18 protein-coding genes are annotated in these 21,084 nt (G+C 44.0%); all 18 read right to left on the reverse strand.

The window, feature by feature from the left end; translation table 11 throughout:
• Positions 1–26: 26 nt before the first annotated feature.
• Complete coding sequence (locus ACHZES_RS03825; RefSeq protein ID WP_154524151.1) at positions 27–827, reverse strand: phosphatidate cytidylyltransferase; 801 nt, start codon at positions 825–827, stop codon at positions 27–29.
• A gap of 19 nt (positions 828–846) precedes the next feature.
• The gene (locus ACHZES_RS03830) at positions 847–1,569 is read right to left on the reverse strand and encodes an isoprenyl transferase (protein ID WP_038281717.1); all 723 of its coding nucleotides are present in this window, start codon (positions 1,567–1,569) and stop codon (positions 847–849) included.
• Between the two features lie 64 nt (positions 1,570–1,633).
• Complete coding sequence (gene frr, locus ACHZES_RS03835) at positions 1,634–2,188, reverse strand: ribosome recycling factor (protein WP_395547843.1); 555 nt, start codon at positions 2,186–2,188, stop codon at positions 1,634–1,636.
• A gap of 14 nt (positions 2,189–2,202) precedes the next feature.
• Complete coding sequence (gene pyrH / locus ACHZES_RS03840; protein ID WP_038281713.1) at positions 2,203–2,904, reverse strand: UMP kinase; 702 nt, start codon at positions 2,902–2,904, stop codon at positions 2,203–2,205.
• 160 nt (positions 2,905–3,064) lie between these two features.
• The gene (locus ACHZES_RS03845) at positions 3,065–4,765 is read right to left on the reverse strand and encodes a peptide ABC transporter substrate-binding protein (protein WP_038281710.1); all 1,701 of its coding nucleotides are present in this window, start codon (positions 4,763–4,765) and stop codon (positions 3,065–3,067) included.
• A gap of 195 nt (positions 4,766–4,960) precedes the next feature.
• On the reverse strand, positions 4,961–6,652 hold the full coding sequence (locus ACHZES_RS03850; RefSeq protein ID WP_154524154.1) for a peptide ABC transporter substrate-binding protein: 1,692 nt from the start codon (positions 6,650–6,652) through the stop codon (positions 4,961–4,963).
• A gap of 109 nt (positions 6,653–6,761) precedes the next feature.
• On the reverse strand, positions 6,762–7,739 hold the full coding sequence (locus ACHZES_RS03855; RefSeq protein WP_334290969.1) for an ABC transporter ATP-binding protein: 978 nt from the start codon (positions 7,737–7,739) through the stop codon (positions 6,762–6,764).
• Complete coding sequence (locus ACHZES_RS03860) at positions 7,739–8,743, reverse strand: ABC transporter ATP-binding protein (RefSeq protein ID WP_038281704.1); 1,005 nt, start codon at positions 8,741–8,743, stop codon at positions 7,739–7,741. The genes ACHZES_RS03855 and ACHZES_RS03860 overlap by 1 nt, the downstream gene beginning before the upstream one ends.
• 14 nt (positions 8,744–8,757) lie before the next feature.
• The gene (locus ACHZES_RS03865) at positions 8,758–9,798 is read right to left on the reverse strand and encodes an ABC transporter permease (protein ID WP_038281701.1); all 1,041 of its coding nucleotides are present in this window, start codon (positions 9,796–9,798) and stop codon (positions 8,758–8,760) included.
• A 16-nt stretch (positions 9,799–9,814) separates the two neighbouring features.
• Entirely contained in the window at positions 9,815–10,732 is a 918-nt protein-coding gene (locus ACHZES_RS03870) for an ABC transporter permease (protein ID WP_038281699.1), read from the reverse strand.
• Positions 10,733–10,864: 132 nt separating this feature from the next.
• Positions 10,865–11,788 (reverse strand): translation elongation factor Ts, encoded by a 924-nt coding sequence (tsf, locus tag ACHZES_RS03875; protein WP_395547842.1) that lies wholly within the window; start codon positions 11,786–11,788, stop codon positions 10,865–10,867.
• A 115-nt stretch (positions 11,789–11,903) separates the two neighbouring features.
• On the reverse strand, positions 11,904–12,644 hold the full coding sequence (gene rpsB, locus ACHZES_RS03880) for a 30S ribosomal protein S2 (protein ID WP_038281695.1): 741 nt from the start codon (positions 12,642–12,644) through the stop codon (positions 11,904–11,906).
• Positions 12,645–12,967: 323 nt separating this feature from the next.
• Positions 12,968–13,783, reverse strand: coding sequence for a GTP-sensing pleiotropic transcriptional regulator CodY (gene codY / locus ACHZES_RS03885; protein ID WP_038281693.1), 816 nt, complete (start codon positions 13,781–13,783; stop codon positions 12,968–12,970).
• Between the two features lie 132 nt (positions 13,784–13,915).
• Complete coding sequence (topA, locus tag ACHZES_RS03890; RefSeq protein WP_395547841.1) at positions 13,916–15,985, reverse strand: type I DNA topoisomerase; 2,070 nt, start codon at positions 15,983–15,985, stop codon at positions 13,916–13,918.
• A gap of 14 nt (positions 15,986–15,999) precedes the next feature.
• Complete coding sequence (gene dprA / locus ACHZES_RS03895; protein WP_154524160.1) at positions 16,000–17,100, reverse strand: DNA-processing protein DprA; 1,101 nt, start codon at positions 17,098–17,100, stop codon at positions 16,000–16,002.
• Positions 17,087–18,634: a YifB family Mg chelatase-like AAA ATPase gene (locus ACHZES_RS03900; protein WP_395547840.1), complete on the reverse strand. Its 1,548-nt coding sequence runs from the start codon at positions 18,632–18,634 to the stop codon at positions 17,087–17,089. Before ACHZES_RS03900 ends, dprA begins: the two co-directional genes overlap by 14 nt.
• Positions 18,635–18,913: 279 nt before the next feature.
• Positions 18,914–19,693 (reverse strand): TIGR03915 family putative DNA repair protein, encoded by a 780-nt coding sequence (locus tag ACHZES_RS03905; RefSeq protein ID WP_154524166.1) that lies wholly within the window; start codon positions 19,691–19,693, stop codon positions 18,914–18,916.
• The gene (locus ACHZES_RS03910) at positions 19,690–21,018 is read right to left on the reverse strand and encodes a putative DNA modification/repair radical SAM protein (protein WP_395547839.1); all 1,329 of its coding nucleotides are present in this window, start codon (positions 21,016–21,018) and stop codon (positions 19,690–19,692) included. Before ACHZES_RS03910 ends, ACHZES_RS03905 begins: the two co-directional genes overlap by 4 nt.
• Between the last annotated feature and the right edge of the window lie 66 nt (positions 21,019–21,084).

Raw genomic sequence — 21,084 nt, forward strand, 5'->3', positions numbered from 1 at the left:
TCAAATTTTTAATCAAAAATAATCTTTTAACGCAAAAATGTTACCGCAAAATAAATGGCAGGCGCCGTAAAAAGCATGCTGTCAAAACGGTCCAGAATTCCCCCATGGCCCGGAATCAATTTTCCATAATCCTTTACTTGATGATTGCGTTTGATTGCAGATGCCGCCAGATCCCCAACCTGGGATATTACCGCCCCAATGGCGCAAGCCAGTCCACAGGCTGCCTGAGGATTGCGTATCTCTGTCATGTATCCTCCAAAAAGAGTTGCATAAAGAATTCCAAGAAGAGCTGCGCCGGCTACTCCGCCGATTGCCCCTTCTATGGACTTTTTAGGGCTGAGTACAGGAGCCAGCCTGTGCTTGCCTATAAGCATACCAACGCAATATGCACAGGTATCACACCCCCATGAGCTTAAAAACACCAGCCACACCAGATATTTCCCGTCTGCCATGGTACGGACCTGATAAAGATAGGACAACATGACCGCAACATAAAAAACTCCAAAAAAGGCTACCGTTACCTCTTCCATCTGATACCTTGGAAAGGCAAATACATAAATACTCATAAGGATCATCAAAAATGCAATAGACATGAGCATCTTATACTGATCTCCATGAAACCAAATCAGCCCATAGTAAGACAGGGCCGTTAAATACCCCATAAATCCCAATGGGTTTTTCTGTATCTTCATCACGCGATACAACTCAAACAAACCAATCATAGAAATGGAAATGGTCGTAGCAAAAAGCAAGATTCCCCCGCTTCCGACTGTAAAAAGAGCAATGATAACGAGAATGACTCCGCTTATCAGCCTGGTTGTAAACATGGTGTTTCCTCCCTCCGAATCACTTCACTCCCCCAAATCTTCGTTCCCTACTATTGTACGCAGCAATTGCCCTTTTCATTTCTTCCATATTAAAATCAGGCCAATAGCAATCTGTAACATAGAGTTCCGTATAGGCCAGCTGCCACAGCAGATAATTGGAAAGCCGCAGCTCCCCGCTGGTGCGTATGAGAAGGTCTGGATCCGGAAGTCCTTCTGTATCCAGATAAGAAGAAAATACTTCTTCCGTCATGTCCTCCGGTAAAAGCTTTCCTTCTGCCGAATCTTTGATGATCTTCCTGGCAGCCCTGACGATCTCATCGCGGCCGCCGTAATTAACCGCAATAATAAAGGTCAGACCTGTATTATCTTTCGTCTCTTCTACTAACTTACCGATTCCCTCTATAATGTCCTGGTCAAACCGGTCCCTGTCACCAATCATCTTTACACGCACATTATTGGCTTTGGCGACCTTCAAAAGCCTGACCATATAATAACGGAACAGCTGCATTAAGGCTCCAACTTCATCTGAAGTACGTTTCCAGTTTTCGGTTGAAAAACCATAAACCGTCAAATACTTAATTCCCAGCCTCGCTGCATCCTCTACCGTTCTTTCTACGGTCACGCATCCTTCCTTGTGGCCCATACTTCTTGGAAGCCCACGCTTTTTTGCCCATCTGCCATTGCCATCCAATATAATAGCCACATGCTCCGGAATCACCATATTCTCATTCATTTTGTCCATATAATGCTGCTCCTTTTAAAACACAAAACAGGACAGGCAAAATGCCTGCCCCTGTTCAAGATTTTTATACAGTAAGAAGATCCTTTGACTTTTCTTCAATCATTTTGTCAACTTGGGTGATCATCTTGTCTGTCAGCTTCTGAATCTTGTCTTCAGCCTCTGCCTGTTCATCTTCAGAAATTTCCTCTGCCTTTAACTGCTTTTTAAACAAGTCATTGGCATCCCGGCGGATGTTACGGATTGCAACCTTGGCTGCCTCTCCTTTTTTCTTAACATCCTTAACCAGATCCTTTCTGCGTTCCTCAGTAAGCTCCGGAAATACAAGGCGGATTACATTGCCGTCATTGGTAGGATTAATTCCCAGTTCAGAAGTGAGAATTGCCTTTTCAATTGCCTTTAACAGGGCCTTCTCCCATGGCTGGATCACAATCATACGGGCTTCCGGAATAGAAATGTTGCCGACCTGCTGGATAGGGGTGGGTGTTCCATAATAATCCACTCTTATTTTGTCCAGTACATGCGGATTGGCACGTCCTGCGCGGATTGTCATATAGTCATTCTCCAGCGCTTTTAATGTCTTGTTCATCTTGTCTTCGTAAACCTGTAAACTCTCCTGCATATCGTCCTCCTGGTTTATGCGGTCACTATGGTACCGTTTATTTTTCCTTGCATTGCATTGGCAATGCCATCTTTTTCATTTAAACTAAATACCGCAAGGGGCATTTTATTTTCCATACACATGATGGAAGCCGTTAAATCAATAACACCAAGCTGCTTCTCGATGACCTCCTGAATGGAAATCTTCTCATATTTAACAGCATTGGGATTTGTCTTCGGATCACTGTCATATACGCCGTCAATCGATTTAGCCAGTAAAATATAATCTGCCTCCATCTCAATGGCGCGAAGCGCAATGCCTGTATCGGTTGAAAAATAAGGATGGCCTGTTCCTCCGGCAAAAAATACCACTTTGCCCTCGCCAAAATACTTGTTAGCTCTATCCTTGGAAAAAAGTTCTGTCATGGAACCACACTCAAACGGGGTCAGTATCTGTGTACTCATCCCGGCATTACGGAAAATCTCAGAAACATAAATGCAGTTCATTATTGTAGCAAGCATACCAATCTGATCCGCTTTAGGACGGTCAATGGCATCGCTGGTTCTGCCTCTCCAGAAGTTACCTCCGCCAATGACAATGCCTACTTCGACACCTGCATCTACGGATATTTTAACCTGCCGTGCGACTTCCTTAACAGTCGCTTCGTCAAAGCCCGTCTTATTCGCACCAGCAAGAGCTTCGCCACTAAGCTTTAATAATACTCGTCTTGAATTCATAGCCTTACTCTCCTGTACTTTTGTATTGTCTTAGGAGATTATAACATACTTTCGTAGGGTTGGAAAGAGGAAGTTTGCAGGCAGGAAGCAAAGACCGGACAAAAGCAAAACGCCCGGGAGATAATTCCCGGGCGCTATCTTAAAATTCAGACAAACCTTTCTATTCCATAGTAGCGTACTGGAAGAACCAATATCCATATGGAGAATACCATGTTCCCTTTAACTTAGGATCCTGTAACCATGGCTGGCTGTAATAAGCAACTGGTGCGATAGCGGAATCCTCTAAAATCATGTTCTCTGCGTCGTGCAGCAATGCATAGTGCTTTGCAACATCAGGAGTGGAGTTCGCTTCATCAAGCTTCTTATCAACTTCAGGGTTATTGTACTTACCATCGTTATTACCGCTGGTGGACTTAAGTAAGTTCAGCATATTGGATGGGTCGTCATAGTCTAATAACCAGCCGTTACGTGCGATCTGGAAATCTCCTGCACGACGGGTAGGTGTAAAGGTAGACCATTCAACAATCTTAATGTCCATAGTAATTCCCAGTGTTTCCTTCCAGCAGCTCTGTAAATACTCAGCTAATGGTTTATGGAACAGCTGGTCATTGGTCATGTATTCAATGGTTGGGAATCCCTGACCATCCGGATATCCTGCTTTTGCAAGAAGCTCTTTTGCCTTTGCAATATCAGCATCATGATCGGCAACATTAAAGAAATCGGCGCCATTATTCTTACGAGTCACATCTTCAAAGGAAGAACCATTCTCTGCATCAGAGATGCCAGGTCCAACGAAGTTCTTTGCCGGAGCATAAATTCCCTGCATAACTGTATTGGCAACATAATCACGGTCAATGGCAAGGCTTAATGCTTTACGCACATCCGGATTGTTAAACGGTTCCTTCTGGGTCTGGAAACTGATATAATATGTACCCATGGTGGATCCGATCTGGAAATCCTCGGTATTTCTAAGGCTTGGAATTTCTTCGGTAGGAAGGGTTTTAATCATGGATACTTCACCTGACTGGTATGCGCTGTAAGCTGCGTTGGCATCTTCCATCAGGACAAATTTCAAGGTATTTAAAGTAACCTTGCTTGCATTCCAGTAATTCTCATTCTTAGCGAAGGTAATGTGGGAACCAGGTACCCATTCAACCATCTTTAACGGACCGTTGCTCACATAGGTTTCTGGCTTTAAGGTCCACTGGTCGCCATTGGCTTCAATGGTAGCTTTCTGTACCGGAACCATGGATGCATGAGTGATCAGCTTTGAAAAATATACACAGGGAACTTCAAGCTCAACCACAAAGGTCTTATCATCAGGAGCAGAAACAGCAAGAGCATCCAGATTGCCTGCCACTGCTTCTTCATATCCCTTTACGTAACCCAGCATATCTTCTCCGTAAGGAGCAGCTGTATTGGGATCAGCAAGTCTCTTCCATGAATATACAAAATCTTCAGCGGTCAGCGGTGTGCCATCACTCCACTTTAAGCCCTCACGCAGATGGAAGGTGTAGGTGAGTCCATCTTCCGATACATCAAAAGATTCCGCCTGGCCTCCTACAATCTTGTTATCCGGATCCACGATCATCAAAGGTTCATACGCATGAACAATAATATTGGCACCATCTGCGGCGCTGTTCAGTGCCGGATCAATGGTCTCGGGATTTGGACCAACCTGTACTGCAAGATCAAGTGCTGTAGAACTTCCATTCGCGGGAGCTGTGGTTTCAGTGTTAGCCTCCGCAGCTTTGGTGGTGTCAGAGCCTGCTTTCGTGCCAGCAGTATTATTTCCGCCGCAAGCGGAAAGAATCATACCGGAGGCCATAACAGCAGCTAACACAAGTGACATTTTTTTCATAGACCGTCCTCCTAATAAAGTTATAATCGATCAACGCAATAACACTTTAACCAGTTACTGCAACGACTTATTCTTTAATATAACATAAATATAGTAAAATAGCAATGATAAAATGGTATACTTAGAAATGAATAAATGAAGGGTAAAAAAACACCCAGGAATATTTCCTGGGTGCAATTAATAAATAACATGTTATTAGTCCATGGTAGCAAACTGGAAGAACCAGTATCCATACGGAGAATACCATGTTCCCTTTAACTTAGGATCCTGTAACCAGAATTCATTCCGGTAATTAAGCGGTGCAATGGCTGCATCGTTAAGGATCATATTTTCTGCCTCATGAAGCTTCTCATAATGCTCATTAACATCAGCTGTAGAGTTGGCCTCATTGAGCAGTTTGTCAAGCTCCGGATTTTTGTACAAAGCATTATTATTGCCGCTTGTAGACATCATCAGGTTTAAAAGATTGGAAGGATCATCATAATCAAGACTCCAGGCATCACGAGCAATCTGATAATCTCCTGCACGGCGGGTAGGTGTAAAGGTAGCCCACTCAAGGATCTTAATATCTACGTTAATGCCAAGTGCTTCCTTCCAGCAGCTCTGCAAGTATTCTGCTACAGGTTTGTTATAGCCTGCATCGTTGGTCATATACTCAACTACAGGGAAACCTTTTCCGTCAGGATATCCTGCCTTTGCAAGAAGCTCTTTCGCCTTTGCAACATCTGATTCATAATTTTCAACATTAAAGAAGTCGCCGCCGTTATTCTTGCGTGTTACATCTTCAAAGAAGGTTCCGCCTTCTGCATCAGAAACACCACGTGGAACGAAGTTTGCCGCAGGAGCGCCAATACCCTGCATAACGGTATTAGCCAAATAATCACGGTCAATGGCAAGGCTTAACGCTTTACGCACATCCGGATTATTAAATGGTTCCTTCTGGTTCTGGAAATCGATATAGGAAATACCCATGCCTGGTTCTACATGGAACTCTTCTGTTCCCTTAAGAGCCGGGATCTCCTCTGTAGGTACATCCTTGATCATGGATACTTCTCCGGTCTGATAAGCGCTGTAAGCCGCATTAGCATCTTCCATCAGGACGAATTTTAAAGTATTTAAAGTGATCTTATCTGCGTTCCAATAATTTTCATTTTTTGCAAAAGTAATATGGGAGCCTGGAACCCACTCAATCATCTTTAAAGGTCCGTTAGAGACATAAGTGTCAGGCTTTAAGCACCACTGATCCCCAGCTGCATCTACAACTGCCTGCTGCACAGGAACCATGGAGGCATGAGTAACCAGCTTTGAGAAATACACGCATGGAGCGGATAATTCTACTACGAGAGTCTTATCATCGGAAGCGGAAACGCCAAGGGCATCCAGATTTCCGGCAGCAGCCTCTTCATAGCCTTTTACATAGCCCAGCATATCTGCAGCATAAGGAGCTGCTGTATTAGGATCTGCCAGCCTCTTCCAGGAATACACAAAGTCATTGGCTGTAAGGGGCGTACCATCACTCCACTTCAAACCATCACGAAGATGGAAGGTATAAGTAAGTCCATCCTCAGATACATCGAAAGATTCCGCCTGACCGCCTACAATTTTGTTCTCTGAATCTACGATCAACAGAGACTCAAAGGCATGTACGATCACGTTAGCACCATCAGCCGCACTGTTTAAAGCGGGATCAATGGTTTCCGGGTTCGGGCCGACCTGAACTGAAAGATCAAGACCTCCAGTTGATTCTCCTCCTGGGGTAGTTGCTTCCCCATTCGCTGCATTGGTTGTACCACCTGCAGATGGACCGGTTGATTTATTACCGCCGCAAGCGGAAAGGATCATGCCGGTTGCCATAACAGCAGCCAATACAAGTGACATTTTTTTCATAAATTCCCTCCTATAGAATATATTTAAATCGGCACAGCAATACGTCCTTCGTCTGTTGTGCCGATTCTTTCCTCAGCATAGCATAAAACCTATAAAATGGCAATGAAAATTAATTTACCTTGTCCAGATGGTGACATGCAGCGAAATGACCGGTAGAAACTTCTCTCCACTCTGGCTCTTGGGCAGCACAAAGCTCATCCGCATAAGGGCAGCGTGTACGGAATCGGCAGCCGGATGGCGGATTTACCGGGCTTGGTACATCCCCTTCCAGAACAATTCTCTTCGACTTACGGCTGGTTTCCGGATCTGCAATCGGGATTGCAGAAATCAGGCTCTTGGTATATGGGTGAACGCTGTGGAAGGTCAGTTCATAGCTGTCTGCAAGCTCTACCATTTTCCCTAAATACATAACTCCGATCCGATTGGAAATATGCTTCACAATAGAAAGGTCATGGGCAATAAACAGATAGGTCAGTCCCAGTTCCTCCTGAAGCTGCTCAAACATATTAACAACCTGCGCCTGAATGGAAACATCCAAGGCTGATACCGGTTCGTCACAGACGATGAACTGAGGGTTCACTGCCAGAGCGCGGGCAATACCCACACGCTGACGCTGTCCGCCGGAAAATTCATGAGGGTAACGGTTTGCATGCTCTGAATTAAGTCCTACCGTTGACAGAACAGAAATAATCTGGTCCTGACGATCCTTTTTATTAGAAGCCAGGTGATGAATGTCAATCGCTTCGCCGATAATATCCCCAACAGTCATACGGGGATCCAGGCTGGCATAAGGATCCTGGAACACGATCTGCATTTTCCTGCGGTAAGGGAGCATGTTTACCTTGGTAATATCTTCTCCGTCAAAGAAAATCTTTCCTGCTGTAGGCTCATAAAGACGGAGCAAAGTACGGCCTGTGGTGGTTTTTCCGCAGCCGGATTCTCCAACCAGTCCCAAAGTCTCGCCCTTTTTAATTCCAAAAGAAACGTTATCTACTGCTTTTACGACTTTTTTCTCAAATAACTTGCCACCGGCAACAGGGAAATACTGCTGTAAATTCTGCACCTCTACAAGATTTTTATTTTCCATCATGCATCTCCCTTCTGTGCCTGTTCATACTCCTGTTTCTGAAGCAGCCAGCAAGCACTATAATGAATATCGGATATATCCGTATATGGCGGCATTTCACGCAGGCAAATCTTCATGCAGGCCCTGCATCTGGGCGCAAAAGGACAACCAGCCGGCGGATTTAACATATCCACAGGGCTTCCTTCAATAGGAACCAGCTTGCTGTGCTCTTTTTCCGTAAGTTTCGGAATGCTTCGGATCAGGCCTTTTGTATATTCATGGCTTGGATTATAAAAAATATCATCCGTATTGCCGTATTCTACTACTTTTCCTGCATACATAACTGCAATTCGGTCGCACATGTTCGCAACCACACCCAGGTCATGAGTGATCATGATGATCGCCATACCAAGCTTATCTTTTAATTCCATCATGAGTTCCAGAATCTGTGCCTGAATGGTAACATCCAGAGCGGTAGTCGGCTCATCCGCAATCAAAAGCTTTGGCTCACATGCAAGAGCAATGGCGATCATGATACGCTGACGCATACCACCGGACAGCTCATGAGGATACTGCTTCAGACGCTTATCCGGCTCATTGATCCCTACCAGGGTCAGAAGCTCCTTTGCTCTTTCATTGGCCTGCTGTTTATTTTTATTTGTATGAAGCATGACCACTTCTGTAATCTGGTTTCCAACTGTGTAAACCGGATTTAAGCTGGTCATGGGATCCTGGAAAATAATAGAAATTTCATTTCCGCGGATCTTTCTCATTTCTTTCTCTGTCATCTTCTCAATCTGGTGTCCGTTAAACTGAAGGGATCCACCAATCAAGCGTCCAGGATAAGCTGTAAGTCCCATAAGACTGTAAGCCGTTACAGATTTACCGGAACCGGACTCACCTACAATGCCCAGAACTTCTCCCTCACGAAGATGAAGGGATACATCATTAAGAGCCTTAACTTCTCCAGCTGGAGTAAAGAAGGAAAGACGTTCATTTTCAATATTTACCAAATATTCGTTCATCGAATCTCTCCTCCTTAATCTTTCAGCTTTGGATCGAATGCATCACGCAGACCATCGCCCAACAGGTTGAAACTTAAAATAATGATAGAAATCATAAGAGCCGGTGCAAACAAACGGTGCGGATAACTTTGAAGACCATTTAACGCAGCGCTTGCAAGACTTCCCAAAGAAGGCATAGGTGCAGCAACACCAAGGCCAAGGAAGCTTAAAAAGCTCTCCGTAAAAATGGAGGATGGAATCTGCAGAGTAGTTGTAACAATTAAGGTACCAATGCAGTTTGTAAGTAAATGCTTCTTAATGATATGACCGCTGGATGCTCCAAGGGCCCTTGCCGCAGTTACATATTCCTGCTCTTTTAAAATCAGGATCTGGCTTCGTACAATACGTGCCATACCTACCCAGTAAAGCAGGGCAAATACGACAAAGATACTGATTAAGTTAACACCGATGACCTGGATCCACTGAAAACCGGGCCTTTGGGACAAGGCTTTTAGAGGCTGGTCAAATGCAACGGAAAGCAATACGATAATCAAAATATCCGGTACCGTATAAATCATATCCACAATACGCATCATAATCATATCCACCCAGCCGCCGAAGAAGCCTGCGATGGAACCGTAAAGGGATCCAATAAGTAAAATGATACAGGAAGCGATCAAACCTACCATCAGGGAAACACGGCTTCCCATCATAACACGGATCGCATAGTCACGGCCCAGATTATCCGTTCCTAAAATATGAGGAAATACATCCTCTCCCGCTTCCATTGCAGTCAACTCTTTTTGGGAATACTGCATAGGAGCAAGGTTTTCGCTTCCGCGGATTTGCTGCTCATATCGATATGGGTAGAATTGTGGAACTAAAAAGGACAAAATAAACACAACAATGATAACAGCTAGGCTGATCATTGAAATCTTATTCTTTTTAAGGCGTCTGATTCCATCCTTCCAAAATCCAACGCTCTTACGCATGACTGTCAGGCTTTCTTTTTCTGCATCACTTGCCGGGAGAAAGTCTTCTACATTAAGCTGTAATGATAATTTATTCTTTGGCATTTCTTTCTCCTTTCTCTTACTTCAGATTAATTCGCGGATCGATGAATTTATAAGCAACGTCGACCAGCACATTCATGATAACCATTAAAGTAGCAAGGAAGATCGTAGTGCCCATGATAAGAGGATAGTCACGTCCTGTAATGGAACCAATGAATTCAGATCCCAGGCCCGGAATCGTAAATATCTTTTCAACAATAAAACTTCCTGTTACGGTATAGGCCAAAAGCGGTCCTAAGTATGTAACAACCGGAAGTACGGCGTTACGAAGTGCATGCTTAAAGATGCTGACCATCTGAGAAAGACCTTTGGCACGGGCGGTTCTCATGTAATCCTGTCCCATAACATCCAACATGGAAGAACGCATCAGACGTGCGATATAAGAGGACGGATAAAAGGAAAGAGCCATGACAGGCATAATGTAGTTTTTCCACGATGCCAGTCCAAACGTAGGTAGCAGCCCCAACTTCAGACTCAAAACATACATCAAAATGGTACAGACCACAAAGCTTGGTACTGCGATGCCGCATGTACTGAAGATAATAATAATATTATCAATTGCGGTTCCACGTTTAAATGCGGCAATACTGCCTAATGGAACTCCAACAAGAACAGCGGTTAAAATTGCAATTCCGCCGATCTTTGCAGATACAGGGAACTTTGTTTCAATAATCATGTTTACTGTACGGCCGCGCTGTTTTACGCTTAATCCTAAATTGCCGTGAAGTAAATCCTTCATATAGGTAATATACTGCTCGCTTAACGGTTTATCCAGGCCGTACTTTTCATTAAGGGCCGCCTGGGCCTGTGGGCTGATGGCCTTCTCAGACATGAAGGGGCCGCCTGGCACCATATTCATGACAAAGAAAGTAACCGTTGCAACAGCAAAAATGGTTACAATCGCCATAGCGATACGCTTTATAATATATTTTGCCACTTTCCTCAACTCCTTTGGTATAGTGATGTCCGTCAGTTATGGAAACATCTGTCAATGGTAAACGGACACTGTGTTTTAAAAGAAAAATCCCATGGATACCCATGGGATTCCCCCCAGAATCCTGCTACAAGATTACTGCATCTGCCTAGCAACTTCTTCTGCAAAGTTCTCTTCCTTCTTTTCAAGACCTTCACCGGTCTCAAAGCGTACGAACTTTTTCACATCTACCTTACCGCCGACTTCCTTAGAAACCTGCTCTAAGTACTTTCCAACAGTTAAATCTCCGTCTTTTACATAAGCCTGGTCTACCAGACAGAATTCTTTTAATTCTTTATTTAAACGGCCTACAATCATCTTCTCAAGAATGTTATCTGGCTTATCCGGATTCTCATTCTTAGCCTGGGCCTTTAAGATTTCCGTTTCATGATCAATGAACTCCTGAGGAATTTCATCTCTCTTCACATACTTTGGTGTTAATGCAGCGATCTGCATAGCAATATTCTTTAAAGCTTCCTTTACTGCATCATTTACTACTTCTGCCTCAGCTTCAATTAAAACACCGATTCTTCCGCCGCCGTGGATGTAATCAACAACCACACCATCGGTAACGATCTTCTCATATCTTCTGATGTTCATTTTCTCCCCGATTACTGCAATCTGGCTGGATAATGCCTGAGCAACGGTTAAGGAACTGTCCTGTGCCCAAGTCTCTGCAAGGAATGCATCCATATCAGTAGCCTGAGAAGTAAGCACCTGATTTGCAACATCTGCAACATAGGTCTGGAACTGAGCGTTCTTTGCAACAAAGTCTGTCTCACTGTTTACTTCTACGATTGCTGCAGATTTTCCGTTTTCTGTTACAACGGTGGTAACAACACCTTCTGCTGCAACTCTTCCTGCCTTCTTAGAAGCAGCTGCAAGTCCTTTTTCTCTTAAGAACTCTACTGCCTTTTCCATATCACCATCGGTTTCCGCAAGAGCTTTCTTACAATCCATCATGCCCGCGCCGGTCATCTCTCTTAATTCTTTTACCATTCCAGCTGTAACTGCTGCCATTTGATTTCCCTCCATCATTAGATTCATTTCGTATTATTCACAGGAACATTTTTCCAGTAAAAAATGCCTCGACCCGCTTCTCAAAGCAGGTCGAAGCATTCAATCGCCTGAATAATTAAGCCTCTACAGTCTCTTCTGTTTCCTGAGCTGCTTCTGCTTCCTCTGCTACTGCCTCGCCCTGGTTTGCTTCGATTACTGCGTCTGCCATCTTGGATACAATTAATTTAACGGCTCTTATCGCGTCATCATTTCCTGGGATCACGAAATCAAGTTCTTCAGGATCACAGTTTGTATCAGCGATACCAATTAACGGAATTCCCAGTGTATGAGCTTCCTGAACGCAGATTCTTTCTTTCTTTGGATCTACAACGAAAATCGCATCTGGAATCTTCTTCATATCTTTGATTCCGCCTAAGTTCTTCTCTAATTTCTCCCACTCTTTCTTAAGAGCAATAACTTCCTTCTTAGGAAGAACATCAAATGTGCCGTCCTGGGACATGGTCTCGATCTGCTTTAATCTTGCAACTCTGGACTGGATTGTCTTAAAGTTTGTAAGCATACCGCCAAGCCATCTCTCGTTAACAAAATACATACCGCAACGCTCTGCCTCAGATTTGATGGCATCCTGAGCCTGCTTCTTTGTTCCTACGAAAAGGATCTTGCCGCCTTCTGTAGCAATATCGGATACTGCTTTGTAAGCCTCATCTACCTTAACTACAGACTTCTGTAAGTCAATGATATAGATGCCGTTTCTTTCTGTGTAAATGTATGGAGCCATCTTAGGGTTCCATCTTCTGGTCTGATGACCGAAGTGTACGCCAGCTTCTAAAAGCTGTTTCATTGAAATAACGCTCATGTTACTACCTCCATTTGGTTTAACTTCCGCCCGCTTCTTATGCTTCCGGGGAGACCGGTATCCGGCACCTTCCTCTGGAATCCGCAGACGTGTTTTTTATCAGCTTAGCCAGTATAGCATATCTTTTTACACGATGCAAGTATTTTTTTACATTTTGTGTTCAAATTAAACAGAACCTACCATATTTTGTGTACAGATGAAACAGTTGGATCTATCGGCATATTAGGCTGATACGTAAATTCTGGTCTGAACATTTTTTCCTTAACCTTCCATATAAAAAAGAGCAGTTTTTCACTCTGCTCCTTTTTCTCCTGAAATCGGCTTTACATATCTTTGATATCCCGGCGCTCAGGCATATTTTTAATGGTTCCGGCCTTAATGGTTTTCAATTCATCAAACACCACATCATTCAGTACCTTAATATAAGTTCCCTTCATACCGGAAGATCTGGATTCAATCACTCCAGCACTTTCAAACTTCCGTAGAGCATTGACAATAACGGAACGGGTGATTCCTACGCGGTCAGCGATCTTGCTGGCTACCAGGATGCCCTCATTGCCATCTAATTCCTCAAAGATATGGGTAATTGCCTCTAATTCGGAAAAAGATAAGGTACTGATTGCAGATTTGACAATCTGCACTTTTCTGGTCTCTTCCGCATTCTCCTCATTAACAGATCTCATCATTTCCAGTCCTACCACGGTAGTGCCATATTCACTTAAAATGATGTCATCGATATCGTATTGAGAATCGGATTTATAAATAAACAGGGTTCCTAACCTTTCCCCTGCAATATCAATCGGTGTGATGATAGCCTGGTATTTTCTGATATTGTCACCAGTGAAACCCAGCGTTTCCAGATTAACGTTCTCCTTTGTTGATAAAATGCTGAGCAAACGCTCATTTAACATGGTATCAACATAACCGCCAACCTGGTCCGCGATCAGCTCCTGAATTTCCTCGATGTCCGGTGTAAGGCCTATGCCTAACACCTTTCCCTTCTTGCTGATCACAAGAATATTCGAATTCAGGATCTCGGTCAGCACTTCACAGATATCGTTAAATACAACCTTATGCGAATTATTGTTATGCAATAATTTATTAATTTTTCTAGTTTTGTCCAACAACTGTACGCTCATAGCCGAAAACCTCCTTAAGAATTTATGTGAAAAACTAAAATACACCTCTAATGATTAAATATTAACATTATTATATTCAAATAACAATAGTTTTTTGAAGATTTTCGATTTTCTTAATAATTATTCTTTTTCCTATTTGTCAGCGCTATATCCACATTGCTCATTTGAGCAAAGTAATTTGCTTCCCTTTTCAACCATGTAAGCTCCGCACTTGGGACAGGCTTTGGTGGAAGGCTTCTGCCAGGACATAAAATCACAATCAGGATTTGCCTCACAGCCGTAATAAATTCTGCCCTTTTTCGTTTTCTTTATTACTACCTCTTTTCCGCACTTCGGACAAGGCACGCCGATCTTTTCCAAATAAGGTTTTGTATTCTTGCATTCCGGAAATCCGGGGCAGGCCAGGAATTTACCATGAGGGCCGTACTTTATAACCATGTTCCGACCGCACAACTCGCAGATTTCATCCGTCACCTCATCAGCGATCGTCACAGATTCCAATTCCACAAGAGCTTTATCCACCGCTTCTTTTAAATCGGGATAGAAATTTTTCACAACAGTCTTCCATGGAACAGACCCATCTCCCACCTTATCAAGAAGGTACTCTAAATTGGCAGTGAAGGTAATATCCACGATGCTGGGGAAGCTTTGCTTCATCATGCTGTTAACTACTTCTCCAAGCTCCGTCACATAAAGATTTTTATTTTCCTTTGCCACATATCGTCTGGCGATAATGGTTGTAATCGTAGGGGCATAAGTACTTGGGCGTCCGATTCCTTGTTCTTCCATAGCCTTTACAAGGGAGGCCTCCGTAAAGTGCGCCGGCGGCTGGGTGAAATGCTGTCCGCTCTCAAGTTTATCCAGTTTCAGTATGCTGCCTTTTTCCAGATTACCTAACAATACATTGTTGTCTTCCTTTTCATCTTCCTGAACATATACGGACATAAAACCATCAAAAGACAGTTTGGAAGCGGAAAGTGTGAAAACGTAGTTTCCTGCTCCCACTTTAACTGAGGTGGTCGCGTAAACGGCAGGCTGCATTCTGCTGGCTGTAAAACGTTTCCAGATCAGTTGATAAAGCCTGAATAAATCCCGCTGCAGGGATTCTTTTACCATAACCGGTGTAAGAGCAATATCCGTAGGACGTATCGCCTCGTGGGCATCCTGGATCTTTGCATTGCTTTTTTTCGCCTGTTCTCCATTTGCTACGTACTTGCTGCCGTACTGCTTTCCGATATATTCCCTTGCCGCAACATCTGCTTCCTCTGCGATTCTGGTAGAATCTGTTCTCAGATAGGTGATAAGACCCACGGTACCATGTCCTGCAACCTCCACACCTTCATATAGCTGCTGAGCCAGACGCATGGTCTTCTGGGTTGAAAAATTAAGTACCTTGGATGCTTCCTGCTGAAGGGTACTGGTCGTAAATGGTATAGGAGCCTTTTTGACTCTTTCCCCATTTTTAACTTCCTCTACCTGATAAGTCTGTTTCTCAAGACCTTTCAGTATCTTATCCAATTCTTCTTTTTTTCCTATGGCAATCTTGCCGTCTTTGTCACCGTAAAACTTTGCTGTTAAAGATTTTTTGCTTCCTTCCTGCTTTAAAACAGCTTCCAGGTTCCAGTACTCCTCAGGAATAAATGCATTGATTTCTTCTTCCCGGTCGCTGATCAGACGCAATGCCACTGACTGGACCCTGCCAGCACTTAAGCCTCTCTTTACTTTTGCCCAAAGAAGAGGACTGATCATATATCCAACCATTCGGTCCAAAACTCTTCTGGCCTGCTGGGCATCCACCAGATCCATATCAATCGCTCTCGGAGTTTTTAAAGAAGCTTTTATCGCATTCTTTGTAATCTCGTTAAAGCTGATCCGGTAAACCTGCTTATCCTTGAGTTCATCCAGCTTTAAAGCCTTCATCAGATGCCAGGAAATGGCTTCTCCTTCCCGGTCAGGGTCAGTCGCAAGATAAATCTTATCGGCCTTCTTCACTTCTTTCCTAAGCTTGGCCAGGATATCGCCTTTTCCTCTGATTGTTATATATTTGGGATCAAAGTCATTCTCCACATCAATTCCCATCTGGCTTTTCGGAAGGTCTCTCACGTGTCCGTTAGAGGCATCCACTTCATAATTCGCTCCTAGGAACTTTTTTATCGTTTTTACCTTTGCAGGTGATTCCACAATTACTAAACAGTTCGCCATACCAAACTCCTCGCCTATAGTTTCTTACCATAATATTGATAGGATGTCTGTACAACACAGCCTTTGAGCTCTAATTCCAGAAGAGTGCTCAAACAATCACTGACAGACAATCCGCTTAAAGATATAATCTCTTCCAGATTCTTCGGTTGCAAATCTAGGCAACTATACACCATTTTTTCTTTTTTGACAAGTCCGTTCTCATTTTTTTCATGAACTCTTAATATATTACCACTCTGCAATTTGAAATATTCCAGCACAGAATCAGGACCTAACAACATTCCTGCGCCTTCGGAAATAAGCCGATTGCAGCCTGCACTTAAGGGGTCTTTCACCCTTCCCGGAAGTGCAAAAATTTCTTTTCCCTGCTCTAGTCCTAAGTTCACCGTGATTAAGGAACCGCTTTTTTCCCTTGCCTCAATCACTAAAATTGCATCCGACAGTCCGCTTATGATCCGGTTCCTCATAGGAAAATTACAAGGCCTTGGTGCTTCGCCTGGCATAAATTCCGTGATAATTCCGCCCTGAACCGCCATCCGTTCATACAATCCATAATTTTCTCTGGGATAGCAGATATTGATCCCGCAGCCTAGAACTCCAAAAGTATCACCGCCGGCCTCCAGCGCTCCCTGATGCCCTGCACTGTCAATTCCCCATGCCAATCCGCTTATGATCTGGATTCCGGCCCCGGAAAGCTCCCTGGCCAGATAGGAGGCCATTTGCTTTCCGTAATCAGTACAATTCCTGGCTCCGATTATGGAAACCGCCGGTTTTTCATCATCAGGCAGCTTTCCTTTAAAAAAAATTCCCATAGGGTATCCATAAATTGAAAGAAGCCGTTTCGGATATTCTTTGTCATATGGCGTAACAAAATGAGTTCCTCTATTTTCCAACTTTGTCAGCTCTGCTATGCAAGCGTCTTTTTTACGTTTCATCTCCTCAAAAATGGAAACTTCTGTCTGTTTTAATAGTCCTGACTGTTCCAGTTCTTTTCCTTCTATATTATATATTCCTTTATAACTTCCAATGTAATCATAAAGTCGTTTTATTTTTACTGCTCCCAGAGCGGGAACATGACAAAGCCAGTATAAATACTCCCGTTCCTCATGACCGTCCATATATTCCTCCCCAATACTTACCTTCCATGCTGCGCAGTCCCACCGCCTCTGCCAGATGTTCTTTTCTTATCCTCTCAGAGCCGACCAGATCCGCAATCGTCCTGGATACCTTTAGGATCTTCTCATAGCCTCTCACACTAAGTCCCAGATTTTCATATACCTTCTTTAAAAACTCCTGCTCCTCTTTCCCAAGACAGCAGTATTCCTCAATCTGGGCCTTATTCATGGAACTGTTAAAGTATATCCCATGCACTTTCAATCGTTTTTTTTGAATCATTCTTGCATCTTCAATCCGTTTCCGGATAGAGGCAGAGGATTCACCGCCTTTTCTTTCCCGCAATTCCTCGTATGTAACCGCTCCGGATTCCGCGCAGATATCGATCCGGTCCAATAGCGGTTTTGAAATCCTGCTTAAATATTTGCGTACCTGCAGTTCTGAACATCTGCATCTTGTCCGATCCGGATAAAATCCGCAGGGACATGGATTCATAGCCGCTGCCATCATAAAGTCCGCCGGGAATTCATAGGCACCGAGCATTCTGGAAACAGTTATTTTCCGCTCCTCAAGAGGCTGCCTTAGAAGTTCTATGGTATTTCTTTGAAATTCGGGTAGTTCATCCAGAAACAGAACGCCTCCGGATGCCAGGGAGATCTCGCCTGGTTTGGGTATTCGTCCTCCCCCGGACAGAGCCGTTGGACTGATGGTATGATGAGGACTTCGAAAGGGCCTTTTTATCACCAAAGGCTCTTCTTTGGAAAGGAGCCCGCATACACTGTATATCTTTGATATTTCCACAGCCTCCTCCATTGATAAGGACGGCATAATCGTTGGAATCCGCTTCGCCAGCATAGTCTTTCCGGTTCCTGCGGGGCCGATATAAAGAACGTTATGCATACCTGCCACTGCCACCTCTGTGGCCCGTCTTAGGAAAAGCTGGCCTCCAATCTCTGAAAAATCAACGTCATAAGCCTCCTTCCGCCTCATCCGCTCATCTTTTCCATAGGAGCCTGCTTTTTGTTTCTCCGGATGGTTCAGTTGATCCGTTAAATCTTTCAGATGATCCACACCAATAATTTCCATTCCTTCTATTATTAAGCCCTCCCTGACATTTTCACTTGGAAGAAAACATTGGCTCTTTCCGTCCTTTTTTGCAGCAGCAGTAATGGAAAGCGCTCCCCTTACAGGCTTAATCTCTCCATCCAATCCTAATTCCCCGGAAATCACACAATTACATAAAGCCTCAGGCTTAACCATGCCGGAAGCCGCCAGAATAGCCACCGCAATTGGCAAATCAAAAGCAGTCCCCTCCTTGCGTATGTCAGCCGGGGACAAATTAATTGTGACTTTTCTTGCAGGCAGCCGAAAGCCGGAATTTCTCAGTGCTGTTCTTACCCGGTCCTGAGCTTCCTTTACCTCAGAAGAGAGATAACCTACCATGGAAAAGCCCGGAAGCCCATCACTGACATCCGCCTCCACCAGGATCGGAACCCCTTCCACTCCCTTAATTCCCACACTATGAACTTTACTATACAAAAACCGCCTCTCCTTTCCTCATTTATGCCCGTGTTTTTTGGCATAAAGGTATACCCGTAGGGTGTTTCATTCTTCCTGCCCGCACTTTCTGGGCAGGGCCTAGCTTTACCGGTGTAAGTATACCCGCATGGTATTTCATAATTCTGTCTCATAAACAATAAGCTTGGAAAACATGCAGAAACGCATCTGGAATGTTCCTGAACCGGAACCTGATTTTATGATAACCGAAAAAAGGCAAAAAGGCAATGTTTTTCTCTCATGACCTGAAATCAGAAAGAATCAGGAATCCTTTAGACCATGGGAAAATTCAGGCATATAGGCCCGGTATCGGAGCGGCATATGATTACGCTGACAGACCGGATTTGTCCGCTCTTTTATGGATATGCTTTTTCTAAAACACTGAAAAAGCGCCTCATATTCGTCCTCATCCGACGCTTTTTTCATTCGTTCCTCCCATTCTGACGAAATCAGATCCACCAAAAACCAAGGCCGCAATGCCGGATGCATAACTGCCTTTTTCCTGTTTTCATCATAGATAACCCAATTCTCTCCTGACAGGCGGTCCATAAAATGAGGAGCAAGAAGAACAAGAACATCATTCTTTGGTCCGATCCGGCTTACCAAAATATCCCCCTCCATCTCCACAAATCGCACAAAGCCTGTGAGCAGATGAGTCTCATTATCAATATTACGGCACATCTGAAAAATTTCGAATACCTCCGGAACCTGAAGCATATGAACAACTTTGGCGCCTAAATGAAAGCCGTAAATTAAAAAACGGTATATTTTATCCCCGCGGTCCCTTTCCTTGCTTAATGCGGCTTTGTATACAACAATATAGGCTTCCTCCGATATCTTCTCCCTGATTGCCCGTACCACCTTGTCTGCATGACCGGCATTGACCGGGACCTCCTCATACTGACAGAACAGCTCCATGGTATCCTCATCTCCTATAAGCCCAAGTTTCACATTCGCATGTCCTTTTCTGCTGGTCCATGCCGCATATACGCCGCTGAGAATGCCTTCTACGCTATTCTCACACAAATAGACTGTCTTCATAGCCGGACTCCTCTCAAGTCTGTCAAAGCAGGTACATTCATGTCATCAAACAAAGAAAGCTGTCGGAAGGTTCCTGATGAACCGATGTCCCATACCTTCTTCTGCTCCTCTCCCAAAAGGTGACTGGTAATAAAGTCCTCCTCGATCTTAATGGGATACATCATCCTGCCGGAACAGGTAATAAAATAAAGCGCACGCTTTAATACAACACCAATTTTCTTTAAAGCATCAAAATCAAGAGGGCCATTCCTTCTGGCTGCAATGATGCGCTTCACCGACTTCACTCCCATTCCCGGAACTCTCAAAAGGGTATAGTAGTCTGCCCGATTCACTTCCACCGGAAATATCTCCAGATGACGCAAGGCCCAGTCACACTTTGGATCAAGAAATACATTGAAATTAGGACGATCTTCGGAAAGCAGCTCCCCTGCTTGAAATCCATAAAAACGCATGAGCCAGTCCGCCTGGTACAACCGGTGTTCCCGTAAAAGAGGAGGCCCGCCCGGAAGGGCCGGCAAACTGCTGTCCTGATTAACTGGAACAAATGCAGAATAAAAAACCCGTTTTAAATCATAGTTCTGATAAAGCGCCTCTGCTACCATCATCATCTGAAAATCATTTTCTCCGGTGGCTCCTACGATCATCTGAGTGCTCTGACCTGCGGGCACAAAGGACGGAGCCTTTTTGTATTCCATCAACTCGTAACGATTGGCGGTAATTCCTTTTTGAATCTGCTTCATGGGAGTAAGAATCTTACTCCTGCTTTTGCCGGGGGCCAGCTTCTTAAGACCATCGGCAGTCGGAAGTTCCAGATTGATACTCATACGATCTGCCAGAAATCCTGTCTTTTCGATCAATACCGGATCTGCACCCGGAATCGCCTTCACATGGATATAACCGTGAAAATGGTATTCCTCCCGCAGCTTTTTAAGGGTCTGATAAATCAGGTCCATGGTATAGTCTGCACTATGAAGGACTCCTGAACTGAGGAATAGCCCTTCAATATAATTGCGGCGGTAGAACTGGATCGTCAGCTGACACACCTCTTCCGGAGTGAACGCTGTCCTCACAACATCGTTAGAGCATCGGTTAATACAGTATTTACAGTCATAGATGCACTGGTTCGTAAACAATATTTTTAAAAGGGAAATACATCTGCCGTCTGCGGAAAAGCTATGGCAGATTCCGCATGCCGCCGCATTCCCAAGAGTCCCTGCTTTTCCCTTTCGGTCCACGCCGCTGGATGTACAGGCAACATCATATTTTGCGGCATCTGATAATATTTCAAGCTTTTCCTGAACACTTAATTCTTCCTGTATGAGCATTTCGTCACCTCGAACACACGTTCTTTTTCTATATTGTAGCATAGGCAAATACTTTTTTCAAGCACT

It is taken from the genome of Lacrimispora sanguinis, from assembly GCF_044987295.1.
GTDB lineage: Bacteria > Bacillota > Clostridia > Lachnospirales > Lachnospiraceae > Lacrimispora > Lacrimispora celerecrescens_B.

What these genes read in the sequence shown, in the direction of transcription:
- ACHZES_RS03865 (WP_038281701.1), bottom strand. Translation starts at nt 9,798, where the DNA reads ATGCCAAAGAATAAATTATCATTACAGCTTAATGTAGAAGACTTTCTC.
- ACHZES_RS03830 (WP_038281717.1), bottom strand. Translation starts at nt 1,569, where the DNA reads ATGGACAAAATGAATGAGAATATGGTGATTCCGGAGCATGTGGCTATT.
- ACHZES_RS03855 (WP_334290969.1), bottom strand. Translation starts at nt 7,739, where the DNA reads ATGGAAAATAAAAATCTTGTAGAGGTGCAGAATTTACAGCAGTATTTC.
- codY (WP_038281693.1), bottom strand. Translation starts at nt 13,783, where the DNA reads ATGAGCGTACAGTTGTTGGACAAAACTAGAAAAATTAATAAATTATTG.
- ACHZES_RS03860 (WP_038281704.1), bottom strand. Translation starts at nt 8,743, where the DNA reads ATGAACGAATATTTGGTAAATATTGAAAATGAACGTCTTTCCTTCTTT.
- topA (WP_395547841.1), bottom strand. Translation starts at nt 15,985, where the DNA reads ATGGCGAACTGTTTAGTAATTGTGGAATCACCTGCAAAGGTAAAAACG.
- ACHZES_RS03825 (WP_154524151.1), bottom strand. Translation starts at nt 827, where the DNA reads ATGTTTACAACCAGGCTGATAAGCGGAGTCATTCTCGTTATCATTGCT.
- ACHZES_RS03910 (WP_395547839.1), bottom strand. Translation starts at nt 21,018, where the DNA reads ATGCTCATACAGGAAGAATTAAGTGTTCAGGAAAAGCTTGAAATATTA.
- ACHZES_RS03845 (WP_038281710.1), bottom strand. Translation starts at nt 4,765, where the DNA reads ATGAAAAAAATGTCACTTGTGTTAGCTGCTGTTATGGCCTCCGGTATG.
- ACHZES_RS03850 (WP_154524154.1), bottom strand. Translation starts at nt 6,652, where the DNA reads ATGAAAAAAATGTCACTTGTATTGGCTGCTGTTATGGCAACCGGCATG.
- ACHZES_RS03905 (WP_154524166.1), bottom strand. Translation starts at nt 19,693, where the DNA reads ATGAAGACAGTCTATTTGTGTGAGAATAGCGTAGAAGGCATTCTCAGC.
- rpsB (WP_038281695.1), bottom strand. Translation starts at nt 12,644, where the DNA reads ATGAGCGTTATTTCAATGAAACAGCTTTTAGAAGCTGGCGTACACTTC.
- tsf (WP_395547842.1), bottom strand. Translation starts at nt 11,788, where the DNA reads ATGGCAGCAGTTACAGCTGGAATGGTAAAAGAATTAAGAGAGATGACC.
- pyrH (WP_038281713.1), bottom strand. Translation starts at nt 2,904, where the DNA reads ATGAATTCAAGACGAGTATTATTAAAGCTTAGTGGCGAAGCTCTTGCT.
- dprA (WP_154524160.1), bottom strand. Translation starts at nt 17,100, where the DNA reads ATGGACGGTCATGAGGAACGGGAGTATTTATACTGGCTTTGTCATGTT.
- frr (WP_395547843.1), bottom strand. Translation starts at nt 2,188, where the DNA reads ATGCAGGAGAGTTTACAGGTTTACGAAGACAAGATGAACAAGACATTA.